Below are 19966 nucleotides of genomic sequence, written 5' to 3'. Positions count from 1 at the left end.
TAAAAGGAGGAACAAAAGATGAATGCAGGTATGATGAATATCGTTATGATCGTTGCGATGTTTGCGATTTTCTATTTCTTATTAATTCGCCCGCAACAAAAGCGTCAAAAAGCAGTTGCTCAAATGCAAAACGAATTAGCAAAAGGTGATGCTATCATAACAATTGGTGGCTTACACGGTACAATCGAATCAGTAGATGAAACGAAAATCGTTGTTAAATCTGGTGGTGCACACTTAACTTTCGATCGCAATGCGATTCGTGAAGTTGTGAAAAACTAATGAGGAAGGCCCTGCATGAAATGTGCAGGGCCTTTTTTTAATTATTTTGCTTTGACATATTTACACCGAAAATACCACCGAGTGTACTCGCGCCCATTAATGCCAATTGGTAAAGTAACTGTGAGTTCGATAAAGTTTGAGAGAAGCCTAAATAGTTAACTAGAAAAACGAGTATGGCGAATGTGAGTCCTGTTGTAAAACCAACTAGCCAACCTTTCCCTTGTGCTTTTTTACCAGCAATAAACCCAGACATAAGCATAGATAAAAGAGCTAGTATCAAAATAGTGACGGTTAATGTACTTTCATTCATGTTCGTAAACTTTAATAATAGAGCCATAACCATGCTAGTAATAGATGCGAGAATTAGTAGGGTAATAATACCGAAACCAATTGCAGTTGATAATTTTTTCGTTCCATCCATTTATGCATTCCCCCTTTTTAATACAAGCATATTTCTCTTTTGCTTAAGTTAGACTATTTTCTTTTCTATAGGGGAATCTATAAGTAAAAAAGGAGATGTAGAAATGGAATGGGTATCGATAATTGGCCGGACGATGCTTTTGTATATCATTATCTTAATTATTTTCCGTCTTATGGGTAAACGTGAAATTGGAGAGCTAAGTGTATTAGATTTAGTCGTATTCATTATGCTTGGTGAAATGGCTGTAGTAGCGATTGAAAATACAGATAAATCACTTTGGCATCAATTAGTTCCGATGACTTTCCTTATGTGCATACAAATCATTTTGTCGGTTATTTCTTTGAAGTTTCAACGATTTCGGCATTTAATAGAAGGGGAGCCTGCTATTCTTATAAATGCGGGAAAAATTGATGAAAAAAAGATGAGAAAACAGCGCTATAACATAGATGATTTAATGATGCAATTAAGGGAGCAAGGGGTCGGAGACGTGCGGGATGTGGAATACGCTATTTTGGAACCATCAGGGAAGTTATCCGTTTTTCAAAAACAAAAAAGTAAAAAGAGTAAAAATGATACGCCTATTTTTACTCTGCCATTAATTATTGATGGAGAAATTCAATCTAATCATTTGCAAATGATTGAACATACAGACGAATGGCTCATTGAAAAACTAAAAAACTTAGGTTATAACGATATAACACAAATTTTATACTGTAGTTTTCAAAATGGACAATTTTTTGTTGATTTGAAAGAAAACTAAAAGCTTACCATTTTAAATAGTAAGCCCGGAAAAGTCTCGCTAATGAAAGTTTTACTTTATTTCAAAAATGAAAGTTTACGAATGATAGGGAGGCGACTTAACTCCTCTTTTCGAATTAGTTTAAAGATGAAGAGGAGAACGACATAAACCAGTGTTGTTAAAGTGATTTCCCATAATGTTTGTATACCAAGAGAATGAGAGAAAATAATATACTTATGAAGGTAAAAACCGAAGGCACCTGCAATACCGATGGCAAGTCCGCCGAAAATATAGTCTTTTGCGTAAATGGTAAATGTAATCTTTTTTAAAACGGTAGCGTAGTGAAGGAATGTTACTGTTACTATATTTGCTGCAATAGCGAGAGCAACCCCCATCATTTGAAATTCTGGCTTTGAAGCTAGTACAAAAATAACGATTAATTTCACGATGGCGCCAATAAATGTGTTCATCATAGCAGCGCGTGCTAAATTTAAAGCTTGCAATACAGATGTAAGTGGACTTTGAAAATAATGAAATAAAAAGCAAGGTGCAAGTAGCTGAATGAATGCTGTTGCGCTGTCTGATCCGTACATAAGAGTTAAAACAGGGGAAGCGAATACGTATAATATAACGACAGACCACCCACCAGTAATTAATGAAATTCGAAGTGCTTGTTGTAAACGGTGCTCCACTAATTTATGTTGCCTTTTTGCCATTGCTTCACTAATTGAAGGAACGAGCGCTGTAGAAAGAGCGTATGTAATGAAGGCGGGTAGTGATAGGAGCGGGAATGCATAACCGTTTAATATACCGTATTGCTGGGTTGCGACAGAAGCGGCAACTCCGGCAATCGCTAAACTTTGCATAACGACGATAGGTTCAAAAAAATAAGAAACAGAACCGATTAAACGACTTCCTGTAGTTGGAAGGGCGATATCCATAAGAGAATAAAATGTACCTTTGCTCTCCTTTACGGTAGTGAAAAATCTAGAGCGTATAGATAAGTGTTTTTCACGTTGGAATAAAGTGAGTAAGAATAATAAGGATGCAACTTCGCCGAGAACGGCTGATAACATAGCGCCGGCTGCAGCATATTCTACGCCATAAGGTAAAAATATTCGAATACATACAGCGATAATTGTAATGCGGACAACTTGTTCGATCACTTGAGCATAAGCGCTAGGTTTCATATTTTGTTTCCCTTGGAAATAACCGCGTAAAACAGAAGAAACAGCAATAACAGGAACGACAGGTAAAATGGCCATTAATGGATAGTACGTTCTTTCATCGGTTAATAATGTTTTCGCTAAAATAGGTGTGAGGAGCATAATGCCCATTGTTAAAATGATGCTAATAAAGGAAGTGACAGCTAGTGATACGGTTAATATTTTTTTTATTTTTTGTTTATCGTTCACCGCTTCCGCTTCTGCTACAAATTTTGCGATTGCGACAGGAAGACCGATTTGTGTTAATGTAATTGCTAAAATGAATGTAGGAACGGCCATCATATAAAGGCCAACGCCTTCTTCTCCTAGTATACGTGCCATTACAATCCGGTTAATAAATCCAAGAATTTTGGTAATAAAGCCGGCAATCATTAAAATAAATGCGCCTTTTAAAAAGCTTTGTCTCGTCATGGTCTTCTCCTACCTTCTCAAAATCAGTGGAATGATTTACAATAATTTATATGCACGTACGAGACAAGAATGACAAGCATTTAAGAGAGTGAAGTATGATAGTGCTCTTGAAAGTAGTTATTGCTGTCCATTAGAGCGGGAATAAAAGCGACTTTTCGTGCTGAAATTATAAGGAGATGTTACGTATGTTAGAAAAAGAAGATTTGGTAGAATCATACCGCGGACAGTTACAAGTCGTTTTAGTTAGTAAAGTAGAGGAGTTTCAAATGTTCGGTTATGACAGAGTGACAGATGATGACATTTGGAAGTTTCTTAAAGTGAAAAAGTGGAAAAAGATAGACAGTAATGTTAGGTTGTATGAATTAGTGAACGATGTATTAAGAATAACACCTAATGAATATATGACATATTTAACTGTTGAAGCATACCAAGCGCCACTTTGGTCATTTGATGAGTATGAAAATAAATAACTGACTGCAATTGGTTTGTTCTTCCTTTTGCAGTATAATGATAGGTATTGATAAAGAGGAAATAACGATGTCTAAGATTATATGTAAAGGAGGTAGTGAAGAAGAAAAATAAATAATGAAAGTGTAGGTATTGCGTAAGGTTTACCGACACAGCTAGTGATGAACTAGCAAAAAACAAATGTATTTTATAGAAAGGAAGTCTACTAACTAGGTGTATGCACACGTATAGCAGTGAATCGTAAGAGATTTATTGAAAGTGTTAGTAGCAGAAAGAGGGTACATATGGCAAAGCGTGGTACGAGAATTGCCGCCTTTTTCCTCATCGTTTTATTAATCGGTGGCGTAATTGGTGCGGCAGGAAAAGACATAGCAAAAGGAATTAGTCTAGGACTAGACCTTCGCGGTGGTTTTGAAGTTCTGTATGAAGTAAAACCAGCCAAAAAAGGCGATAAAATTGACCGAGAGGCACTTGTAAGTACAGTAGGTGCTCTTGAAAATCGTGTCAATGTTCTCGGTGTAAGTGAGCCGAACATCCAAATTGAAGGAGAAAATCGAATTCGTGTACAGCTTGCTGGTGTACAAGATCAGCAAAAAGCACGTGAAATGTTATCAACACAAGCGAAATTAACATTCCGTGATGTGGATGACAATCTTCTTATGGATGGTACGGATTTAAAAGGCGGCGGAGCGAAGCAAACATTTGATGAGCAAGGCCGTGCGAGCGTAGGTCTTACATTAAAAAGCGCTGAAAAATTCCGTGCAGTAACTGAAAAAATTTCAAAGATGCCACCACCAACGAATTTAATGGTAATATGGCTTGATTTTGAAGAAGGAAAAGATTCGTATAAAGCAGAATCTGCAAAACCGAATCCGAAGTTTTTATCAGCAGCAACAGTAAGCCAAGTGTTTAACCAAGCTGAAGTATCTATCGTAGGTGGAAACTTTACAGTTGAAAGTGCGAAAGAACTTTCATCTTTATTAAATGCAGGTGCACTTCCTGTTGATTTAAAAGAAATGTATTCAACATCTGTTGGAGCGAAATTTGGTCAACAAGCATTAGAGCAAACGATTTTCGCTAGTGCAATCGGTATTGCTATTATCTTCTTATTTATGCTTGTATTCTACCGTTTACCAGGGCTTGTAGCGGTTATTATGTTAGGTTTATACATTTTCGTTACATTACTTGTCTTTAACTGGATGCATGCGGTTCTTACGTTGCCAGGTATTGCGGCATTAGTGCTCGGGGTAGGTATCGCAGTTGATGCGAATATCATTACGTACGAGAGGTTAAAGGAAGAGCTGAAAATTGGTAAGTCAATGATGTCAGCATTTCGTGCTGGTAACCATCGTTCATTAGCGACAATTTTAGATGCGAACATTACAACAATTGCAGCAGCCGGTGTATTATTTGCTTACGGTAATAGTTCTGTAAAAGGTTTCGCAACAAGTTTAATTGTTAGTATTTTAGTCGGTTTCATTACGAACGTATTCGGTACTCGTTTCTTACTAAGTTTACTTGTAAAGAGCCGTTACTTCGATAAAAAACCATCTTATTTTGGTGTTAAGGAAAAGGATATTATTCCATTAACAAAAGGTGTAGTACATCCGCCAACGAGATTTGATCGTATTAACTTCGTAAATATCGGTCATAAATTCTTCTTATTCTCAATTGTAGTCGTAATTGCTGGGGCAATTATATTACCGATTTTCAAAATGAATCTTGGTATTGACTTTGCAAGTGGTACACGTATCGACTTGCAATCAAAACAAGCAGTTACTGTTGCTGATGTTCATAAAGATTTTAAAGAATTGAAAATCGATGTGAAGGAAGAAAATATTGTACCGACTGGAGATGACAATAAAGGTTTCGCAGTTCGTACATTAGGTGTTCTATCAAAAGATGAAATTGCGAAAACGAAAACATTCTTCCACGATAAATACGGTACAGATCCGAATGTAAGTACAGTTTCACCGACAATCGGTAAAGAGATTGCACGAAATGCATTTATCGCAGTATTGATTGCTTCTGCAGTAATCGTTTTATACGTAAGTATTCGTTTCCGTCTTACGTACGCAGTATCTGCAGTAATCGCATTATTACATGATGCCTTCGTTATGATTGTTGTATTTAGTCTTTTCCGAATAGAGGTAGACTTAACGTTTATCGCTGCGGTATTAACCATTATTGGTTACTCTATCAATGACTCAATCGTTACGTTTGATAGAAACCGTGAATTATACAAACAGAAAAAACGAGTTCGTGATTTAAAAGATTTAGAAGAAATCGTAAACTCAAGTATTCGTCAAACAATTGGTCGTTCAATTAATACTGTTTTAACAGTGTTGTTCCCAGTAATTGCACTACTTATTTTCGGTAGTGAATCACTGCGTAACTTCTCACTTGCGTTATTAATTGGATTAGTTGTAGGTACGTACTCTTCTATTTTCGTTGCTTCTCAAATTTGGTTAATGCTTGAAAACCGTCGTTTGAAAAAGGGCAAAAACAAGAAGAAGGTTGAGAAAGAAGTATCTGAACCACAAGTATAAAAAGGTGATGCCTCATTAGGAGGCATCTCTTTTTTCGTTTGTGGATACAATAAGATAGCAACTTTTTACAGAAGAAAGATGGAAGAAAGTGGTGATGTTATCGTTGTTTTTGATACAATAAATCGGGATAACAAGATAGGTTAAGAAAAGAAGGGATTTTAATTATGGAAAAAGATGAACGTTTTAAACAGGCCGAGTTTGGTGCTATTGTCGGAATCGTTGGTAATATTATATTAGCGATTGTAAAGGCGGTAATTGGTTATATCGGGAACAGTAAAGCACTATTAGCGGATGCTGTGCATTCTGCATCAGATGTAATTGGTTCGCTAGCTGTACTTTTTGGATTGCGAGCAGCAAAGCAACCACCAGATGAAGATCACCCGTACGGTCATGGTAAAGCGGAATCGATTTCAGCGATTATTGTTGCAGTATTATTATTTATTGTGGGCATCGAGATAGCGATTTCGTCTATAAAAGCTTTTTCGCAAGAACTAGAACCACCGAAAGGAATTACGATTTTTGCTGTTATTCTTTCGATTGTCGTGAAAGAAGGAATGTTTCAATATAAATTCCGATTAGGGAAGAGGGTAAATAGTGATGCAATTATTGCAAATGCATATGAGCACCGTTCGGATGTATTTTCTTCAATTGCAGCTTTAATCGGTATTTGTGCAGCTATTATCGGTGGTAAGCTAGGTTTAGATTGGCTTGTATATGCGGATCCGGTTGCGGGGTTATTTGTTTCACTCCTTGTTGCAAAGATGGCGTGGAGTATTGGGGCGGAAGCGATTCATGCAACGCTTGATCATGTACTTCATGAGGAAGATGTTATTCCGCTTAGAGAAGCTGTCCTGCAAGTAAATGGTGTGAAAAAAATCGGTTCTTTATATGCGAGAGAACATGGTCACTATGTTATTGTCGATATTAAAGTTTCTGTAGATCCATACATTACTGTAGAAGAAGGACACCGCATTGGAAAACATGTGAAAGAAATGCTTATGAAACAAGATAATGTACAAAATGTGTTTGTACATATAAATCCGTATTCTCCAAATTAAATATCATTAACATTTTAGTATATAGATATTGCATCGTAGTTTGCATTATATTGTCACCCCTTAATCTGTCTTGTATAATAAACAGGTTAAGGGGTGATTTCGTGTTACAACCGAAGACGCGTTGGAAAGAAAAAGAATATAATGAAGAGCGAGTGAGTGAATTAGCAAAAAAGTTACAACTATCACCACTTGTCATTTCGTTATTCCTCGGTAGAGGATTAGATACAGAAGATAAGATTTTAGATTTTTTAAATACAGAAAATCAAGAATTTCACGATCCGTTTTTATTAGAAGGAATGGATAGAACGGTAGAACGTGTAAATAAGGCGATTCAAAATGGAGAGCAAATATTAATATTTGGTGATTATGATGCGGACGGAGTAAGTAGTACAACGGTTTTATATCTTACTCTGCAAGAATTAGGTGCAGAGGTAGAATTTTATATTCCAAACCGTTTTACAGAAGGTTATGGACCGAACGAAGAAGCGTTTCGTTGGGCGCATAGTGCAGGGTTCTCACTTATTATTACTGTCGATACTGGTATCGCAGCGGTACATGAAGCGAAGGTAGCGAAGGAACTTGGAATAGATCTTATTATTACGGATCACCATGAGCCACCGCCAGAATTACCAGAAGCACTCGCGATTATTCATCCAAAACTAGATGGCGGTGTGTATCCGTTTCATTATTTAGCCGGTGTAGGTGTTGCGTTTAAAGTTGCACATGCATTATTAGGTCGTGTACCAGAACATTTATTAGAAATTGCAGTAATCGGTACGGTAGCCGATTTAGTATCACTTCATGGCGAAAATAGATTGCTAGTGAAGCGCGGTTTAAAACATATGCGAATGACGAAAAATATTGGTTTAAAGGCATTGTTTAAAGTTGCTAACGTTTCGCAAAGTGAAATTACAGAAGAAAGCATTGGATTCTCAATCGCACCGCGTATTAATGCAGTTGGGCGTTTAGAAGATGCTACGCCGGCTGTACACCTATTATTATCAGATGACCCAGAGGAAGCGAAAGAACTGGCTGAAGAAATTGATGAGCTGAACAAACTTCGAAAAGATATTGTAAAGCAAATTACAGAAGAGGCTATCGCTGAAGTGGAAAATAAATTCCCGCCAGAAGAAAATAAAGTGTTAGTGCTTGCAAAAGAAGGCTGGAATCCAGGTGTAATTGGAATTGTCGCTTCTAAATTAGTTGAACGTTTTTATCGTCCAACAATTGTATTAAGCATTGATCCTGTCAAAGAAACAGCAAAGGGTTCAGCACGTAGTATCGCGGGATTTGATTTGTTTGCAAACTTGTCGGATTGTAGAGAGTTATTACCGCACTTCGGAGGGCATCCGATGGCCGCGGGAATGACGCTACATATGAATGATGTAGATGAGTTACGTCGCCGCTTAAATGCGCAAGCGGATGCAATTTTAACAGAAGCGGATTTTATTCCAATCACAGCAGTTGATACATTTTGTAAAGTGGAAGATGTAACGCTTGCAGCAATTGAGGATATGCAAAAGTTAGCGCCATTTGGTGTTGGAAATCCGAAACCACGTCTTGCAGTGAAAAATGCTGAATTAGAAAGTATTCGTGCAATCGGATCAGATGGTTCACATTTAAAAATGGCACTTCGTGACGGACAGGCAACACTGGATACAATTGGATTCGGATTTGGTGCGTATGCAAAAGAAATTTCTCCAGTTGCTAAGGTATCTGTAATAGGAGAGGCATCCATTAATGAATGGAATAATTTTAAGAAGCCACAATTAATGGTACAAGATATTGCTGTAGAGGCATGGCAATTATTTGATTGGCGTAGTATGCGTAATGTGGAAGCAAATTTAGCAGAACTTCCGAAAGAAAAAATAACAATGGTGTATTTTTCTGAAGAGGTATTGAATAAGTTTTCTTTAGAAGACTATAAAGAACATCTTGTGCATGCATCAGAGGTAACTCATTTAGATGATCAATACATCGTGTTACTCGATTTGCCAAAAGGAACAGATGAATTGCGTGATTTATTTAAAGTAGGATTCCCATCTAGAATCTATACGTTATTTTATCAAGAGAACAATCATCTATTTAGTACAGTCCCAACGAGGGAACATTTTAAATGGTACTATTCTTTCTTAAACCAAAAATCACCATTTTCTTTAAGACAATATGGGGAACAACTATGTCGCCATAAAGGTTGGTCAAAAGATACAGTAAATTTCATGACACAGGTGTTTTTTGAGTTAGAATTTGTTACAATAAAAGACGGTGTCATTTTTATGGCCGAACAAAAACAAAAGCGTGATTTAATTGAATCGAACACATATCGTGAGAAAATGAACCACTTACAATTAGAAAAAGAATTGGTTTATAGCACATATCAGCAACTATATACATGGTTTGAAACGATTCGTAATCATAAATAAGTAGAACAGTTAAGGTAAAGGATTTGTATTTACAAACCTTTTATATCTGAGGAGGATTCAGAAATATGGATTTCAAGCAACATATCGCAATTGTACCGGATTATCCGAAAGAAGGTATTGTGTTTAAAGACATTACACCTTTAATGAACGACGGTAAAGCATACAAAGCAGCAACAGATGCAATCGTTGAGTATGCAAAAGAAAGAGATATTGATGTTGTAGTAGGACCAGAAGCTCGTGGTTTTATTATCGGTTGCCCAGTTTCTTATGCATTAGAAGTAGGATTTGCGCCAGTTCGTAAATTAGGAAAATTACCACGTGAAGTAATTACAGTTGACTACGGAAAAGAATATGGTACAGATGTTTTAACAATCCATAAAGATGCAATTAAACCAGGTCAACGCGTATTAATTACTGATGATCTATTAGCTACAGGTGGAACAATTGAAGCAACAATTAAGCTAGTTGAAGAACTTGGCGGAGTTGTAGCAGGGATTGCATTCTTAGTAGAGCTTACTTACTTAGATGGTCGTAAAATGTTAGATGGTTACGATGTATTAGTATTAGAAAAATACTAATCACTATATAGGTAAAACTACGGTGATAAAAAGTACCCGTGAATCTCTTGGAGAGGAGCGGGTACTTTTGTATAATTGAACAAAAAAATAAGGTGAAATGTCAGTAAAATCTTTTCCTTTTCACAATTCACAATCATTGGGTTATAATGATAGAATATAATTTATTCTATTTAATAAATACAAAGTCAATTTTCAATAAAAGGTGATTCGATGGCAAATGAGCAAGTACTAACAGCTGAACAGGTACTCGAGAAAGCAAGTCAATATTTAGCGGATGAAGATATTGAGCTAGTGGCACGTGCTTATGAATATGCACGCGATGCACATAGCGAACAATATAGAAAATCGGGTGAACCATATATTATTCACCCAATTCAAGTTGCAGGTATTTTAGTTGATTTACACATGGATCCAGCTACAGTATCGGCAGGTTTCTTGCATGATGTAGTGGAAGATACAGAGATTACATTAGAAGATATTGAACGAGAATTTAATAAAGAAATCGCTATGCTTGTCGATGGTGTTACAAAGCTCGGAAAGATTAAATATAAATCTCATGAGCAGCAACAAGCAGAAAACCATCGCAAAATGTTTATCGCAATGGCTCAAGATATTCGAGTTATTTTAATTAAACTAGCTGATCGTCTTCATAACATGCGTACATTGAAACATTTGCCTCAAGAGAAGCAGCGTCGCATTGCGAATGAAACGTTAGAAATCTTTGCACCTTTAGCACATAGACTCGGAATTAGTACTATTAAATGGGAGTTAGAGGATACGTCACTTCGCTACTTAAATCCGCAACAATATTATCGTATTGTAAATTTAATGAAGCGTAAACGTGCAGAGCGTGAAGAATATTTAGATGAAGTAATGACTGGTATTCGTGAGAAATTAAAAGAAGTTTCCATTCAACCTGAGATTTCTGGAAGACCAAAACATATTTACAGTATTTATCGTAAAATGGCATTGCAAAATAAACAGTTTAATGAAATTTACGATTTACTAGCTGTACGTGTCGTTGTAAATAGTATTAAAGATTGTTACGCGGTGCTTGGAATTATTCATACTTGCTGGAAGCCAATGCCAGGTCGTTTCAAAGATTATATTGCAATGCCGAAAGCAAATCTATATCAATCTCTTCATACGACGGTAATTGGACCGAAAGGTGATCCGCTAGAAGTGCAAATTCGTACGAAAGAAATGCACGAAATTGCAGAATTCGGTATCGCGGCACATTGGGCGTATAAAGAAGGAAAGACCGCAGAAACAACAGGTACATTAGAGAAGAAACTAACTTGGTTCCGTCAAATATTAGAATGGCAAAATGAAGCTTCTAATGCAGAAGAGTTTATGGAGTCATTAAAAATTGATTTATTCTCTGACATGGTATTCGTCTTCACACCGAAAGGCGATGTAATGGAATTACCACTTGGATCTGTTCCAATTGACTTTTCTTATCGTGTCCATTCAGAAATCGGGAATAAAACAATTGGTGCAAAAGTAAATGGGAAAATGGTGACCCTTGATTATAAATTAAAAACGGGTGACATCATTGAAATTTTAACATCGAAACATTCGTATGGCCCAAGCCAAGATTGGGTGAAACTTGCTCAAACATCTCATGCGAAAAATAAAATACGTCAATTCTTTAAGAAACAGCGTAGAGACGAAAATATTGAAAAAGGCCGTGAACTTGTTGAAAAAGAAGTACGTGGTCTAGAGTATGAGATGAAAGAAGTGTTAGCTCCTGACAATTTAAAACGTGTTGCTGAGAAGTTTAATTTTGCAAATGAAGAAGATATGTTTGCAGCAGTTGGATATAGCGGAATTACAGCGTCGCAAATTGTTACGCGACTAACGGACAAGTTCCGTAAGCAGCGTGAAGAAGAAGAAATTGTTGAAGTTAAAGAAGTTCGTAAACCGATGAAAATTCGAAAATGGGATTCTGGTGTAAAGGTAAGTGGTGCTGACAATTTATTAATTCGTTTGTCAAAATGCTGTAACCCAGTTCCAGGTGATGATATCGTTGGGTATATTACGAAAGGTCGGGGCGTATCGATTCACCGTCGTGATTGTGTAAATATTCATACAGAAGAAGCTGTAGAGCGCTTATTAGAAGTAGAGTGGGAAGGTAGCCCTGAAAAAGAAATTGAATACAACGTTGATATCGAAATTTCAGGCTATGATCGCCGTGGTTTATTAAATGAAGTATTGCAAGCTGTTACAGAGACGAAAACATACATTTCAGCTGTTTCTGGTAGAAGTGATCGTAATAAGATGGCAACGATTAATATGTCGATCTCGATTCGTAACTTACAACACTTGAAAAAAGTAGTAGAACGCATTAAACGTGTTCCTGAAATTTATGCAGTACGACGCATGATGCATTAATAGGGAGTGTAGAAAAGATGAGAGTTGTTTTACAACGATCAAAAGAGGCGTCTGTCACAGTAGATGGTGAGATTGTAGGACAAATTCCATTCGGTTTAACATTACTAGTTGGCATTACGCATGAAGATACTGAAAAAGATGCAACGTACATTGCGGAAAAAATCGCGAACTTACGCATCTTTGAAGATGAGAGCGGAAAGATGAACCATTCTGTACTCGATGTAGAAGGACAAGTTCTATCAATTTCGCAATTCACATTATATGGCGATTGCCGCAAGGGAAGACGTCCAAACTTTATGGATGCTGCGAAACCTGACTATGCAGAGCATTTATACGATTTCTTTAATGAAGAAGTTCGTAAACAAGGATTGCATGTAGAAACAGGGAAGTTCGGTGCAATGATGGACGTTTCTTTAATCAATGATGGTCCGGTGACCTTAATTGTAGAAAGTAAATAGTATGGCCTAAGAAGAGAGGATTATATAATCCTCTCTTTTTTATACTTTGTTGTATGTTTTGTTCATTTATCCCGCTATTTGTGGGCAGTAAGAACCCCACCTCAAAATTCAGCGGAAGCAAAGAAGTTAGGGGGCGGGCTGCCCGTAAAAGCCCGATTGGTGAGGGCTGATAATCAGTGGGGGATGAACAAAACCCCCACTGATTAAAGTTTCACTTTATCATAGGATTAATTCGAAGGGGAATAAAAGGAAAAGAAGGTGTAGCATGCTTCAAGAATTCAATATAACTTTACGTTTTATGCTAGAGTTATGTGTTCTTGGGATTGTTGGATACTGGGGATTTCGGGTAGGAACAATAACGGCTATAAAAATTACACTTGCTATTATTTTTTCGATTGTTGTTGCAGTCATTTGGGAGCTATTTGGAGCTCCGCATGCAGAATGAGAAGTACAAGGTATATTGCATGTATTGTTAGAGATTATCATGTTTGAAGCGGATGTTGCAGCGTTGTATCATTTGAAGTATCCTATGCTGGCGAGTGGATTGGTAACTATTATTGTTATAAATCGAATGCTGATGTTGATTTGGAATCAATAGCTTGGGTTATCCATTATATAGTATAATGTAAAAAATGGTAAAAACATTCGGATGTATGTGTGAAAAGGGGAGATAGTATATGAATTGGTCAATCTTTAAAGATTTGAAATTTTCATTGCGATTTAGCTTAGCTATTTTTTTACATGCATTAGGAGTTACTTTCGCAGTGCTAAGTTACAGTACTTGGGCAGTATTTGTAATAGCAGCAATGGTTGTAACAACCTTTATGATTCAAAGAGCGGATTATTTATATAAAAGTGGTATGGAATAACGTTATTCGTTTATACGTATAACTACCTCATCAATATGGAACAATAAAAAGTAAAACATCCATATTGAATGTGAGGGATATACGTATGCGTATGAATGAAAAAGGGCATTCTGTTACAAACGGTGCAAATCAACTGTTTAACGTGAATTTTCATGATTTTATTTCAAAAGAACAAAACAATACTTCGATGGAGCTTGCTTCTGAGTTTGGAATTTCTCTTCAAGATGTAAAGCGTCTTAAGAAGCAGATTGAACGCTCTTAGAACACTTGACAATCGTACTCAACAAACGTATAGTAATTTTATATTTACATATGAATATAACCGTTGATAGAGAAGAGTAAATGAGATACACATGGAAAGAGAGGAGATGTCTTAGGCTGAAAACATTTCTACATGATGACTGATTGAATGACACTCTAGAGGTTTCAACTTGAACGGCATATATGCTTAGTAGGGATGAACGCACATTTAAGCGTTATTAAAAAAGTGGAAGCATACGTGCTTCAATTAGGGTGGCACCACGGGTATAATACTCTCGTCCCTACTGTTCAAACAGTAGAGGCGGGAGTTTTTTTATTTTTATTAAGATTAAAACAATTTGAGGAGGAACTGAATATGTCTATTCAAATCCCACGCGGAACGCAAGATATTCTTCCAGGCACTGTTGAGTTATGGCAGTATATCGAAGGGCAAGCACGCGAAATTTGCCGTCGTTACAATTATAAAGAAATTCGCACACCAATTTTTGAACACACTGAGTTATTTTTACGTGGTGTTGGTGATACGACAGATATCGTACAAAAAGAAATGTATTCATTCCAAGATCGTGGTGAGCGCAGTTTAACATTACGTCCAGAAGGTACTGCACCTGTTGTACGTTCTTACGTTGAAAACAAAATGTTCGGTGACGCAACGCAACCAACAAAGTTATACTATATCGGTCAAATGTTCCGTTACGAAAGACCACAAGCAGGTCGCTATCGTCAATTCGTACAATTCGGTATTGAAGCAATCGGTAGTAACGACCCTGCAATTGATGCAGAAGTAATTGCACTTGCTGTAGAGTTTTACCGCGGCATGGGCTTAAAAAATATTAAAGTTGTATTAAACAGCTTAGGTGATGCAGCGAGCCGTCAAGCGCACCGCGATGCATTAATCGCTCATTTTGAGCCACGCATCGGCGAGTTCTGCTCTGATTGCCAATCTCGCTTAGAAAAGAATCCACTTCGTATTTTAGACTGTAAGAAGGACCGTAACCATGAATTAATGGGTACAGCACCATCTATTACAGAATACTTAAACGAAGATTCAGCAGTATACTACGATAAAGTTCAAGAACTATTAACGATGATGGATGTTCCATTTGAAAAAGATCCAAACTTAGTGCGTGGTTTAGACTACTATCAACACACTGTTTTTGAAATTATGAGTGAGGCAGAAGGTTTCGGTGCTATCACTACATTAAGCGGTGGTGGCCGTTATAATGGACTTGTACAAGAAATCGGTGGACCAGAAATGCCAGGTATCGGTTTTGCGATGAGTATTGAACGTCTAATTATGGCGCTAAAAGCTGAGAACATTGAGTTACCAATTGAACATAGTATTGATTGTTACGTTGTAGCTCTTGGTGAAAAAGCGAAAGACCATGCTGCGAAAGTTGCGTTTGATCTTCGTAAAGCTGGATTATCAGTCGAAAAAGATTATTTAGATCGCAAAATGAAAGCACAATTTAAATCAGCAGATCGTTTAAATGCGAAATTTGTAGCTGTATTAGGGGAAGATGAGCTAGATAAAGGCATCATTAACTTAAAAGATATGGCAACAGGCGGACAAGAAGAAGTAGCATTAGATGTATTTGCTTCATACGTAGCAGAGAAATTAATATAGGGGGAACTTACAGTGGCTGAAAGAACACATGCATGTGGAAAAGTAACAGTAGAAGCTGTTGGACAAACAGTTCAATTAAAAGGTTGGGTACAAAAACGTCGTGACTTAGGTGGATTAATCTTCATCGATTTACGTGACCGTACAGGTATCGTGCAAGTCGTATTTAACCCAGAAACATCAAAAGAAGCACTAGAAGTAGCAGAAACGATTCGTAGTGAATACGTATTGCACGTAGAAGGTACAGTTGTTGAACGTGGTGAAGGCGCAATTAATGACAATATGGCAACTGGTCGTATTGAAGTACAAGCAACGAGAGTAAACGTATTAAACGCAGCGAAAACAACACCAATCATTATCGCTGATGATACAGATGCATCAGAAGATGTGCGTTTAAAATATCGTTACTTAGACTTACGTCGTCCTGTAATGTTTAACACATTCAAAATGCGTCACGACGTAACGAAAACAATTCGTAACTTCCTAGATACAGAAGACTTCTTAGAAGTTGAAACTCCAATTTTAACGAAGAGCACACCAGAAGGAGCTCGTGACTATTTAGTACCAAGCCGTGTACACGACGGTGAATTCTATGCATTACCACAGTCACCACAATTATTTAAACAACTTCTTATGGTCGGCGGATTTGAGCGTTACTATCAAGTAGCACGTTGTTTCCGTGACGAAGATTTACGTGCGGATCGTCAACCAGAATTCACGCAAATCGATATCGAAGCTTCATTCTTAACGCAAGATGAAATTTTAGATATGATGGAGCGTATGATGACGAAAGTTATGAAGGATGCAAAAGGTGTAGAAGTTAGTGCACCATTCCCTCGTATGAAATATGCTGATGCAATGGCTCGCTACGGTTCTGATAAGCCAGATACACGCTTTGAAATGGAACTAACAGACCTATCTGAATTTGCAGTAGATTGTGGATTTAAAGTATTTACAAGTGCTGTAGAAAGCGGCGGACAAGTAAAAGCAATTAATGCAAAAGGTGCCGCAAGCAAATACTCTCGTAAAGACATTGATGCATTAACTGAATTCGTAAAAGTATACGGTGCAAAAGGTCTAGCTTGGCTTAAAGTGGAAGAAGACGGCTTAAAAGGACCGATTGCGAAATTCTTCGGAGAAGAAGATGCAAAAGCGTTAATGAGTACATTAGAAGCTACTGCTGGCGATTTATTACTATTCGTAGCAGATAAGAAAAGCGTTGTTGCAGATAGCTTAGGTGCACTTCGTTTACGTTTAGGTAAAGAGCTTGAGTTAATAGATGAAAGTAAATTTAACTTCCTATGGGTAACTGATTGGCCACTTCTTGAGTACGATGAAGATGCAGATCGTTACTTCGCAGCTCACCACCCATTCACAATGCCATTCCGTGAAGACGTTGAGCTATTAGAAACAGCACCAGAAAAAGCACGTGCACAAGCATATGACCTTGTATTAAACGGTTATGAGCTTGGTGGCGGATCACTTCGTATTTACGAGCGTGACGTACAAGAAAAAATGTTTAAAGCACTTGGATTCTCACAAGAAGAAGCGCAAGAACAATTCGGATTCTTATTAGAAGCATTCGAATACGGTACACCACCACACGGCGGAATTGCATTAGGTTTAGACCGTCTTGTTATGTTACTTGCAGGTCGTACGAACCTTCGTGATACAATTGCATTCCCGAAAACAGCAAGCGCAAGCTGCTTATTAACAGAAGCTCCAAGCCCAGTTGCAGAAGCTCAGCTTGAAGAACTGAACTTAAAATTAAGCTTGAAAGAAGAGAAGTAAGAATAGGGTCTAGATGGTTATACTATAGCCGTCTAGACTTTTTTTGAGAGGAAGTTTAAAAAGTCCGGTTTAGATAACTGTCGCATTTCGTCGTTGCTTCGCCAGTCCGGTGCTCGAGTAGTAAAGCTACACTGCGCTCCTCCTAGCATCAGCGCCTCGATCTGCTCGGCTCTCTAAATCCTCCTTTTTAAACGTATATTGAGAGGAAGTTTAAAAAAGTCCGGTTCAGATGGCAGTCGCATTTCGTCGTTGCTTCGCCAGTCCGGTGCTTGAGTAGTAAAGCTACACTGCGCTCCTCCTAGCATCAGCGCCTCGACCTGCTCGGTTATCTAAATCCTCCTTTTAAAACGTGTATGTAGGAAGAAATAAAAGTCCGGTTTATATTATGTTTTTGTTTGAAATATGTATTTTTAGGAATTCTATAACTTTTTCTATACAAATAGTCGGAAAAACGCTAGAATACATGGTAGACCATTTTTGTAATAGGAGTGTAGAGCTGAATGTTACATCAATTTTCACGTAATGAATTAGCCTTCGGTAAAGAAGGACTTGAAATATTAAAAAATAGTACAGTCGGTATTTTAGGAATTGGCGGCGTAGGATCATTTTCAGCTGAAGCGTTAGCACGTTCTGGCGTAGGACGTCTCGTATTAGTTGATAAAGACGTTGTAGATATTACAAACGTAAACCGTCAAATTCACGCATTAGTATCTACTGTAGGACGTTCAAAAGTAGAATTAATGAAAGAGCGTATTGCAGACATTAATCCGGAATGTGAAGTAATTGGATTAGAAATGTTTTATACAGATGAAACATATGAAGAGTTCTTTAAACACGGTTTAGATTTCGTAGTGGATGCATCTGATACGATTACGTTCAAAATCCATTTAATTAAACAATGTTTACGTCGTAAAATTAAAATTATCTCATGTATGGGTGCAGCAAATAAAATGGACCCAACTCGTTTCCGTATTGCGGACATTTCTAAAACACATACAGATCCGATTGCGAAAGTAATTCGTACGAAGCTTCGTAAAGAGGGTATTAAAAAAGGTGTAAAAGTTGTCTTCTCTGACGAAAACCCAATCGTAATTCGTGAAGAAGTACGTAAAGAAATCGTACCAGACGAAAATGCAAAAATTCGTAAGGCGAAATTACCACCTTCTTCAAATGCATTCGTACCATCTGTGGCAGGCTTAATTATGGCAAGTCACGTTGTACGTGAGCGTATTAAAAATGTAGAAGTGAAGCGTGTAGGGCAAGAATAAAAGGAAAGCATATATCCATTTCGGATATATGCTTTTTCTATGTTTTAAAGAATTATTGATATTTGCATCACTACTAGTTCAAATGTAAGTAAGGTTAATAAGTAATGATCATATTTATCTGATTTATAGGCGGATGTATTTTTTAGACTGTTAATGGTGAAAAGAGCTAAAGTCAGGACGAGAAGGCCAAGAGTTATAATGACATTACAGTAAAAATTATCTAATATATTTTGGGAGTTTCCTTGTATGACAGGGAGAAATATTATTGTCAATTTTTGTCGTTAAATCGATATTCTTTTTCGAATCGTTGATATATTGCAAGTTGTGATAGATATATTTGAAAAATCGTTGATATATTGCAAGTTACGATAGATATATTCGAAAAATCGTTGATATAATTTCATTTACCGATATATCTATATACGGTTCACCGAAAACAAACAGGGATGTCACTTAATCAAAAAAGTGACATCCCTGTTTTTAATTCTCTGCAGAATAAATAATATCTAAATTCCCGTTTTGATCGGTTTTGAAAATGGGAGCAATCTGTTCTTCTTGTTCTTCAACTGAAACAAGTTTTCGAGCACGATCCATAATTCTAACAAGCATTGCATAATCTTCTTCGATTGCTTGTTGTTTTTTTGTGAGTACCGCTAATTTTGCTTCAAGTTCATGATTCGTTTTTTGCAAGGAAGTAAGCTGATCTTGTAATACCTCATTTTCAGTTTGCAACTTTGCGGTTGAAGGGTTATTATGTTCCATGTTTTGCAAAAATGAGATGACATTTTGCATTGTAAGTTCCTGTTGACTTGGCGTGATATTTTCTGAAAACTCGGCATCGATTACGAGCTGCCGAGTTTGTGTAAACTGCTCTTTTTCTATTTTAGCTTCAGAACGTTTTAATTCTTTACGTTGTTTTTTTGCAATCTGTACCGCATCTTCGTAATTCGCTCGTACTTCAGCATTCCATCTAAAACCGCAAGCTGCTGAAGTGCGGTTCAAAGCATCGCCAATTTCATCGAATGCTTTGATTTGTGTACTGCCGCTACGAATATGTCGTAAAACAGTTTCTGCTAAAAGGAGATCGTCTTCTCTTGTCCATGCATCTTGACGTGTTTTCATAAGCGAAGCCTCCGTAATGGTGACGTT

Annotated in this window: 17 protein-coding genes, 1 pseudogene and 1 other annotated feature; of the genes and pseudogenes, 15 read left to right on the top strand and 3 right to left on the bottom strand. The window is 37.2% G+C overall.

Annotation, left to right across the window (positions count from 1 at the left end; genetic code table 11):
* Positions 1-18 precede the first annotated feature (18 nt).
* Positions 19-279, top strand: a complete 261-nt coding sequence (yajC, locus tag MHH42_RS22395) for a preprotein translocase subunit YajC (protein ID WP_000991114.1) — start codon at positions 19-21, stop codon at positions 277-279.
* 37 nt (positions 280-316) lie between these two features.
* On the opposite strand, the gene MHH42_RS22390 is transcribed toward yajC, so the two are convergent.
* Positions 317-700 carry a TIGR04086 family membrane protein gene (locus MHH42_RS22390; RefSeq protein ID WP_000349137.1) on the bottom strand — a complete coding sequence of 128 codons (384 nt, stop codon included), beginning with the start codon at positions 698-700 and terminating at the stop codon, positions 317-319.
* Between the two features lie 103 nt (positions 701-803).
* On the opposite strand from MHH42_RS22390, the gene MHH42_RS22385 reads away from it, so the two are divergent.
* Entirely contained in the window at positions 804-1460 is a 657-nt protein-coding gene (locus MHH42_RS22385; RefSeq protein WP_000455378.1) for a DUF421 domain-containing protein, read from the top strand.
* Positions 1461-1516: 56 nt separating this feature from the next.
* Here MHH42_RS22385 and spoVB read toward each other — a convergent pair whose 3' ends face one another.
* Positions 1517-3076, bottom strand: coding sequence for a stage V sporulation protein B (gene spoVB, locus MHH42_RS22380; protein ID WP_340894149.1), 1560 nt, complete (start codon positions 3074-3076; stop codon positions 1517-1519).
* Positions 3077-3261: 185 nt separating this feature from the next.
* On the opposite strand from spoVB, the gene MHH42_RS22375 reads away from it, so the two are divergent.
* The 13 genes and pseudogenes from MHH42_RS22375 to MHH42_RS22315 all read left to right on the top strand — a co-directional run bounded on the left by MHH42_RS22375 (position 3262) and on the right by MHH42_RS22315 (position 18817).
* Complete coding sequence (locus MHH42_RS22375) at positions 3262-3546, top strand: post-transcriptional regulator (protein ID WP_000890217.1); 285 nt, start codon at positions 3262-3264, stop codon at positions 3544-3546.
* Positions 3547-3828: 282 nt separating this feature from the next.
* Entirely contained in the window at positions 3829-6093 is a 2265-nt protein-coding gene (gene secDF / locus MHH42_RS22370; protein WP_001119095.1) for a protein translocase subunit SecDF, read from the top strand.
* A gap of 164 nt (positions 6094-6257) precedes the next feature.
* Positions 6258-7151, top strand: a complete 894-nt coding sequence (locus MHH42_RS22365; protein WP_000409731.1) for a cation diffusion facilitator family transporter — start codon at positions 6258-6260, stop codon at positions 7149-7151.
* A 101-nt stretch (positions 7152-7252) separates the two neighbouring features.
* Positions 7253-9574, top strand: coding sequence for a single-stranded-DNA-specific exonuclease RecJ (recJ, locus tag MHH42_RS22360; RefSeq protein WP_098827127.1), 2322 nt, complete (start codon positions 7253-7255; stop codon positions 9572-9574).
* A gap of 65 nt (positions 9575-9639) precedes the next feature.
* The gene (locus MHH42_RS22355; RefSeq protein WP_000346217.1) at positions 9640-10152 is read left to right on the top strand and encodes an adenine phosphoribosyltransferase; all 513 of its coding nucleotides are present in this window, start codon (positions 9640-9642) and stop codon (positions 10150-10152) included.
* 210 nt (positions 10153-10362) lie between these two features.
* The gene (gene relA / locus MHH42_RS22350; RefSeq protein ID WP_001262799.1) at positions 10363-12546 is read left to right on the top strand and encodes a GTP diphosphokinase; all 2184 of its coding nucleotides are present in this window, start codon (positions 10363-10365) and stop codon (positions 12544-12546) included.
* 17 nt (positions 12547-12563) lie between these two features.
* The gene (locus MHH42_RS22345; protein WP_001266954.1) at positions 12564-13004 is read left to right on the top strand and encodes a D-tyrosyl-tRNA(Tyr) deacylase; all 441 of its coding nucleotides are present in this window, start codon (positions 12564-12566) and stop codon (positions 13002-13004) included.
* A 265-nt stretch (positions 13005-13269) separates the two neighbouring features.
* Positions 13270-13602: pseudogene (locus MHH42_RS22340) on the top strand (YrdB family protein).
* A 79-nt stretch (positions 13603-13681) separates the two neighbouring features.
* Positions 13682-13873 carry a hypothetical protein gene (locus tag MHH42_RS22335; protein ID WP_001104578.1) on the top strand — a complete coding sequence of 64 codons (192 nt, stop codon included), beginning with the start codon at positions 13682-13684 and terminating at the stop codon, positions 13871-13873.
* Positions 13874-13958: 85 nt separating this feature from the next.
* The gene (locus MHH42_RS22330; protein WP_001242605.1) at positions 13959-14135 is read left to right on the top strand and encodes a hypothetical protein; all 177 of its coding nucleotides are present in this window, start codon (positions 13959-13961) and stop codon (positions 14133-14135) included.
* 54 nt (positions 14136-14189) lie between these two features.
* Positions 14190-14420 (top strand) — a binding site (T-box leader).
* Between the two features lie 69 nt (positions 14421-14489).
* Positions 14490-15761, top strand: a complete 1272-nt coding sequence (gene hisS / locus MHH42_RS22325; RefSeq protein WP_033657340.1) for a histidine--tRNA ligase — start codon at positions 14490-14492, stop codon at positions 15759-15761.
* Positions 15762-15773: 12 nt separating this feature from the next.
* A complete protein-coding gene (aspS, locus tag MHH42_RS22320) occupies positions 15774-17549 on the top strand; it encodes an aspartate--tRNA ligase (protein ID WP_000840919.1) in 1776 nt (591 codons plus the stop codon).
* A gap of 500 nt (positions 17550-18049) precedes the next feature.
* On the top strand, positions 18050-18817 hold the full coding sequence (locus MHH42_RS22315) for a tRNA threonylcarbamoyladenosine dehydratase (RefSeq protein WP_000903182.1): 768 nt from the start codon (positions 18050-18052) through the stop codon (positions 18815-18817).
* A 480-nt stretch (positions 18818-19297) separates the two neighbouring features.
* Here MHH42_RS22315 and MHH42_RS22310 read toward each other — a convergent pair whose 3' ends face one another.
* On the bottom strand, positions 19298-19939 hold the full coding sequence (locus tag MHH42_RS22310; protein WP_070173790.1) for an RsfA family transcriptional regulator: 642 nt from the start codon (positions 19937-19939) through the stop codon (positions 19298-19300).
* Between the last annotated feature and the right edge of the window lie 27 nt (positions 19940-19966).

This window comes from Bacillus sp. FSL L8-0099 (genome assembly GCF_038006385.1).
Lineage (GTDB): Bacteria > Bacillota > Bacilli > Bacillales > Bacillaceae_G > Bacillus_A > Bacillus_A toyonensis.
The sequence above is the reverse complement of the archived record's forward strand: the minus strand, read 5'-3'. Positions and strand labels throughout refer to the sequence as shown.

Excerpts from the sequence above, each read along its gene's own strand:
- MHH42_RS22315 (WP_000903182.1), top strand. The coding sequence starts at position 18,050 with ATGTTACATCAATTTTCACGTAATGAATTAGCCTTCGGTAAAGAAGGA.
- hisS (WP_033657340.1), top strand. The coding sequence starts at position 14,490 with ATGTCTATTCAAATCCCACGCGGAACGCAAGATATTCTTCCAGGCACT.
- MHH42_RS22335 (WP_001104578.1), top strand. The coding sequence starts at position 13,682 with ATGAATTGGTCAATCTTTAAAGATTTGAAATTTTCATTGCGATTTAGC.
- MHH42_RS22330 (WP_001242605.1), top strand. The coding sequence starts at position 13,959 with ATGCGTATGAATGAAAAAGGGCATTCTGTTACAAACGGTGCAAATCAA.
- MHH42_RS22390 (WP_000349137.1), bottom strand. The coding sequence starts at position 700 with ATGGATGGAACGAAAAAATTATCAACTGCAATTGGTTTCGGTATTATT.
- MHH42_RS22375 (WP_000890217.1), top strand. The coding sequence starts at position 3,262 with ATGTTAGAAAAAGAAGATTTGGTAGAATCATACCGCGGACAGTTACAA.
- spoVB (WP_340894149.1), bottom strand. The coding sequence starts at position 3,076 with ATGACGAGACAAAGCTTTTTAAAAGGCGCATTTATTTTAATGATTGCC.
- yajC (WP_000991114.1), top strand. The coding sequence starts at position 19 with ATGAATGCAGGTATGATGAATATCGTTATGATCGTTGCGATGTTTGCG.
- MHH42_RS22365 (WP_000409731.1), top strand. The coding sequence starts at position 6,258 with ATGGAAAAAGATGAACGTTTTAAACAGGCCGAGTTTGGTGCTATTGTC.
- MHH42_RS22310 (WP_070173790.1), bottom strand. The coding sequence starts at position 19,939 with ATGAAAACACGTCAAGATGCATGGACAAGAGAAGACGATCTCCTTTTA.
- MHH42_RS22385 (WP_000455378.1), top strand. The coding sequence starts at position 804 with ATGGAATGGGTATCGATAATTGGCCGGACGATGCTTTTGTATATCATT.
- relA (WP_001262799.1), top strand. The coding sequence starts at position 10,363 with ATGGCAAATGAGCAAGTACTAACAGCTGAACAGGTACTCGAGAAAGCA.
- MHH42_RS22355 (WP_000346217.1), top strand. The coding sequence starts at position 9,640 with ATGGATTTCAAGCAACATATCGCAATTGTACCGGATTATCCGAAAGAA.
- MHH42_RS22345 (WP_001266954.1), top strand. The coding sequence starts at position 12,564 with ATGAGAGTTGTTTTACAACGATCAAAAGAGGCGTCTGTCACAGTAGAT.
- secDF (WP_001119095.1), top strand. The coding sequence starts at position 3,829 with ATGGCAAAGCGTGGTACGAGAATTGCCGCCTTTTTCCTCATCGTTTTA.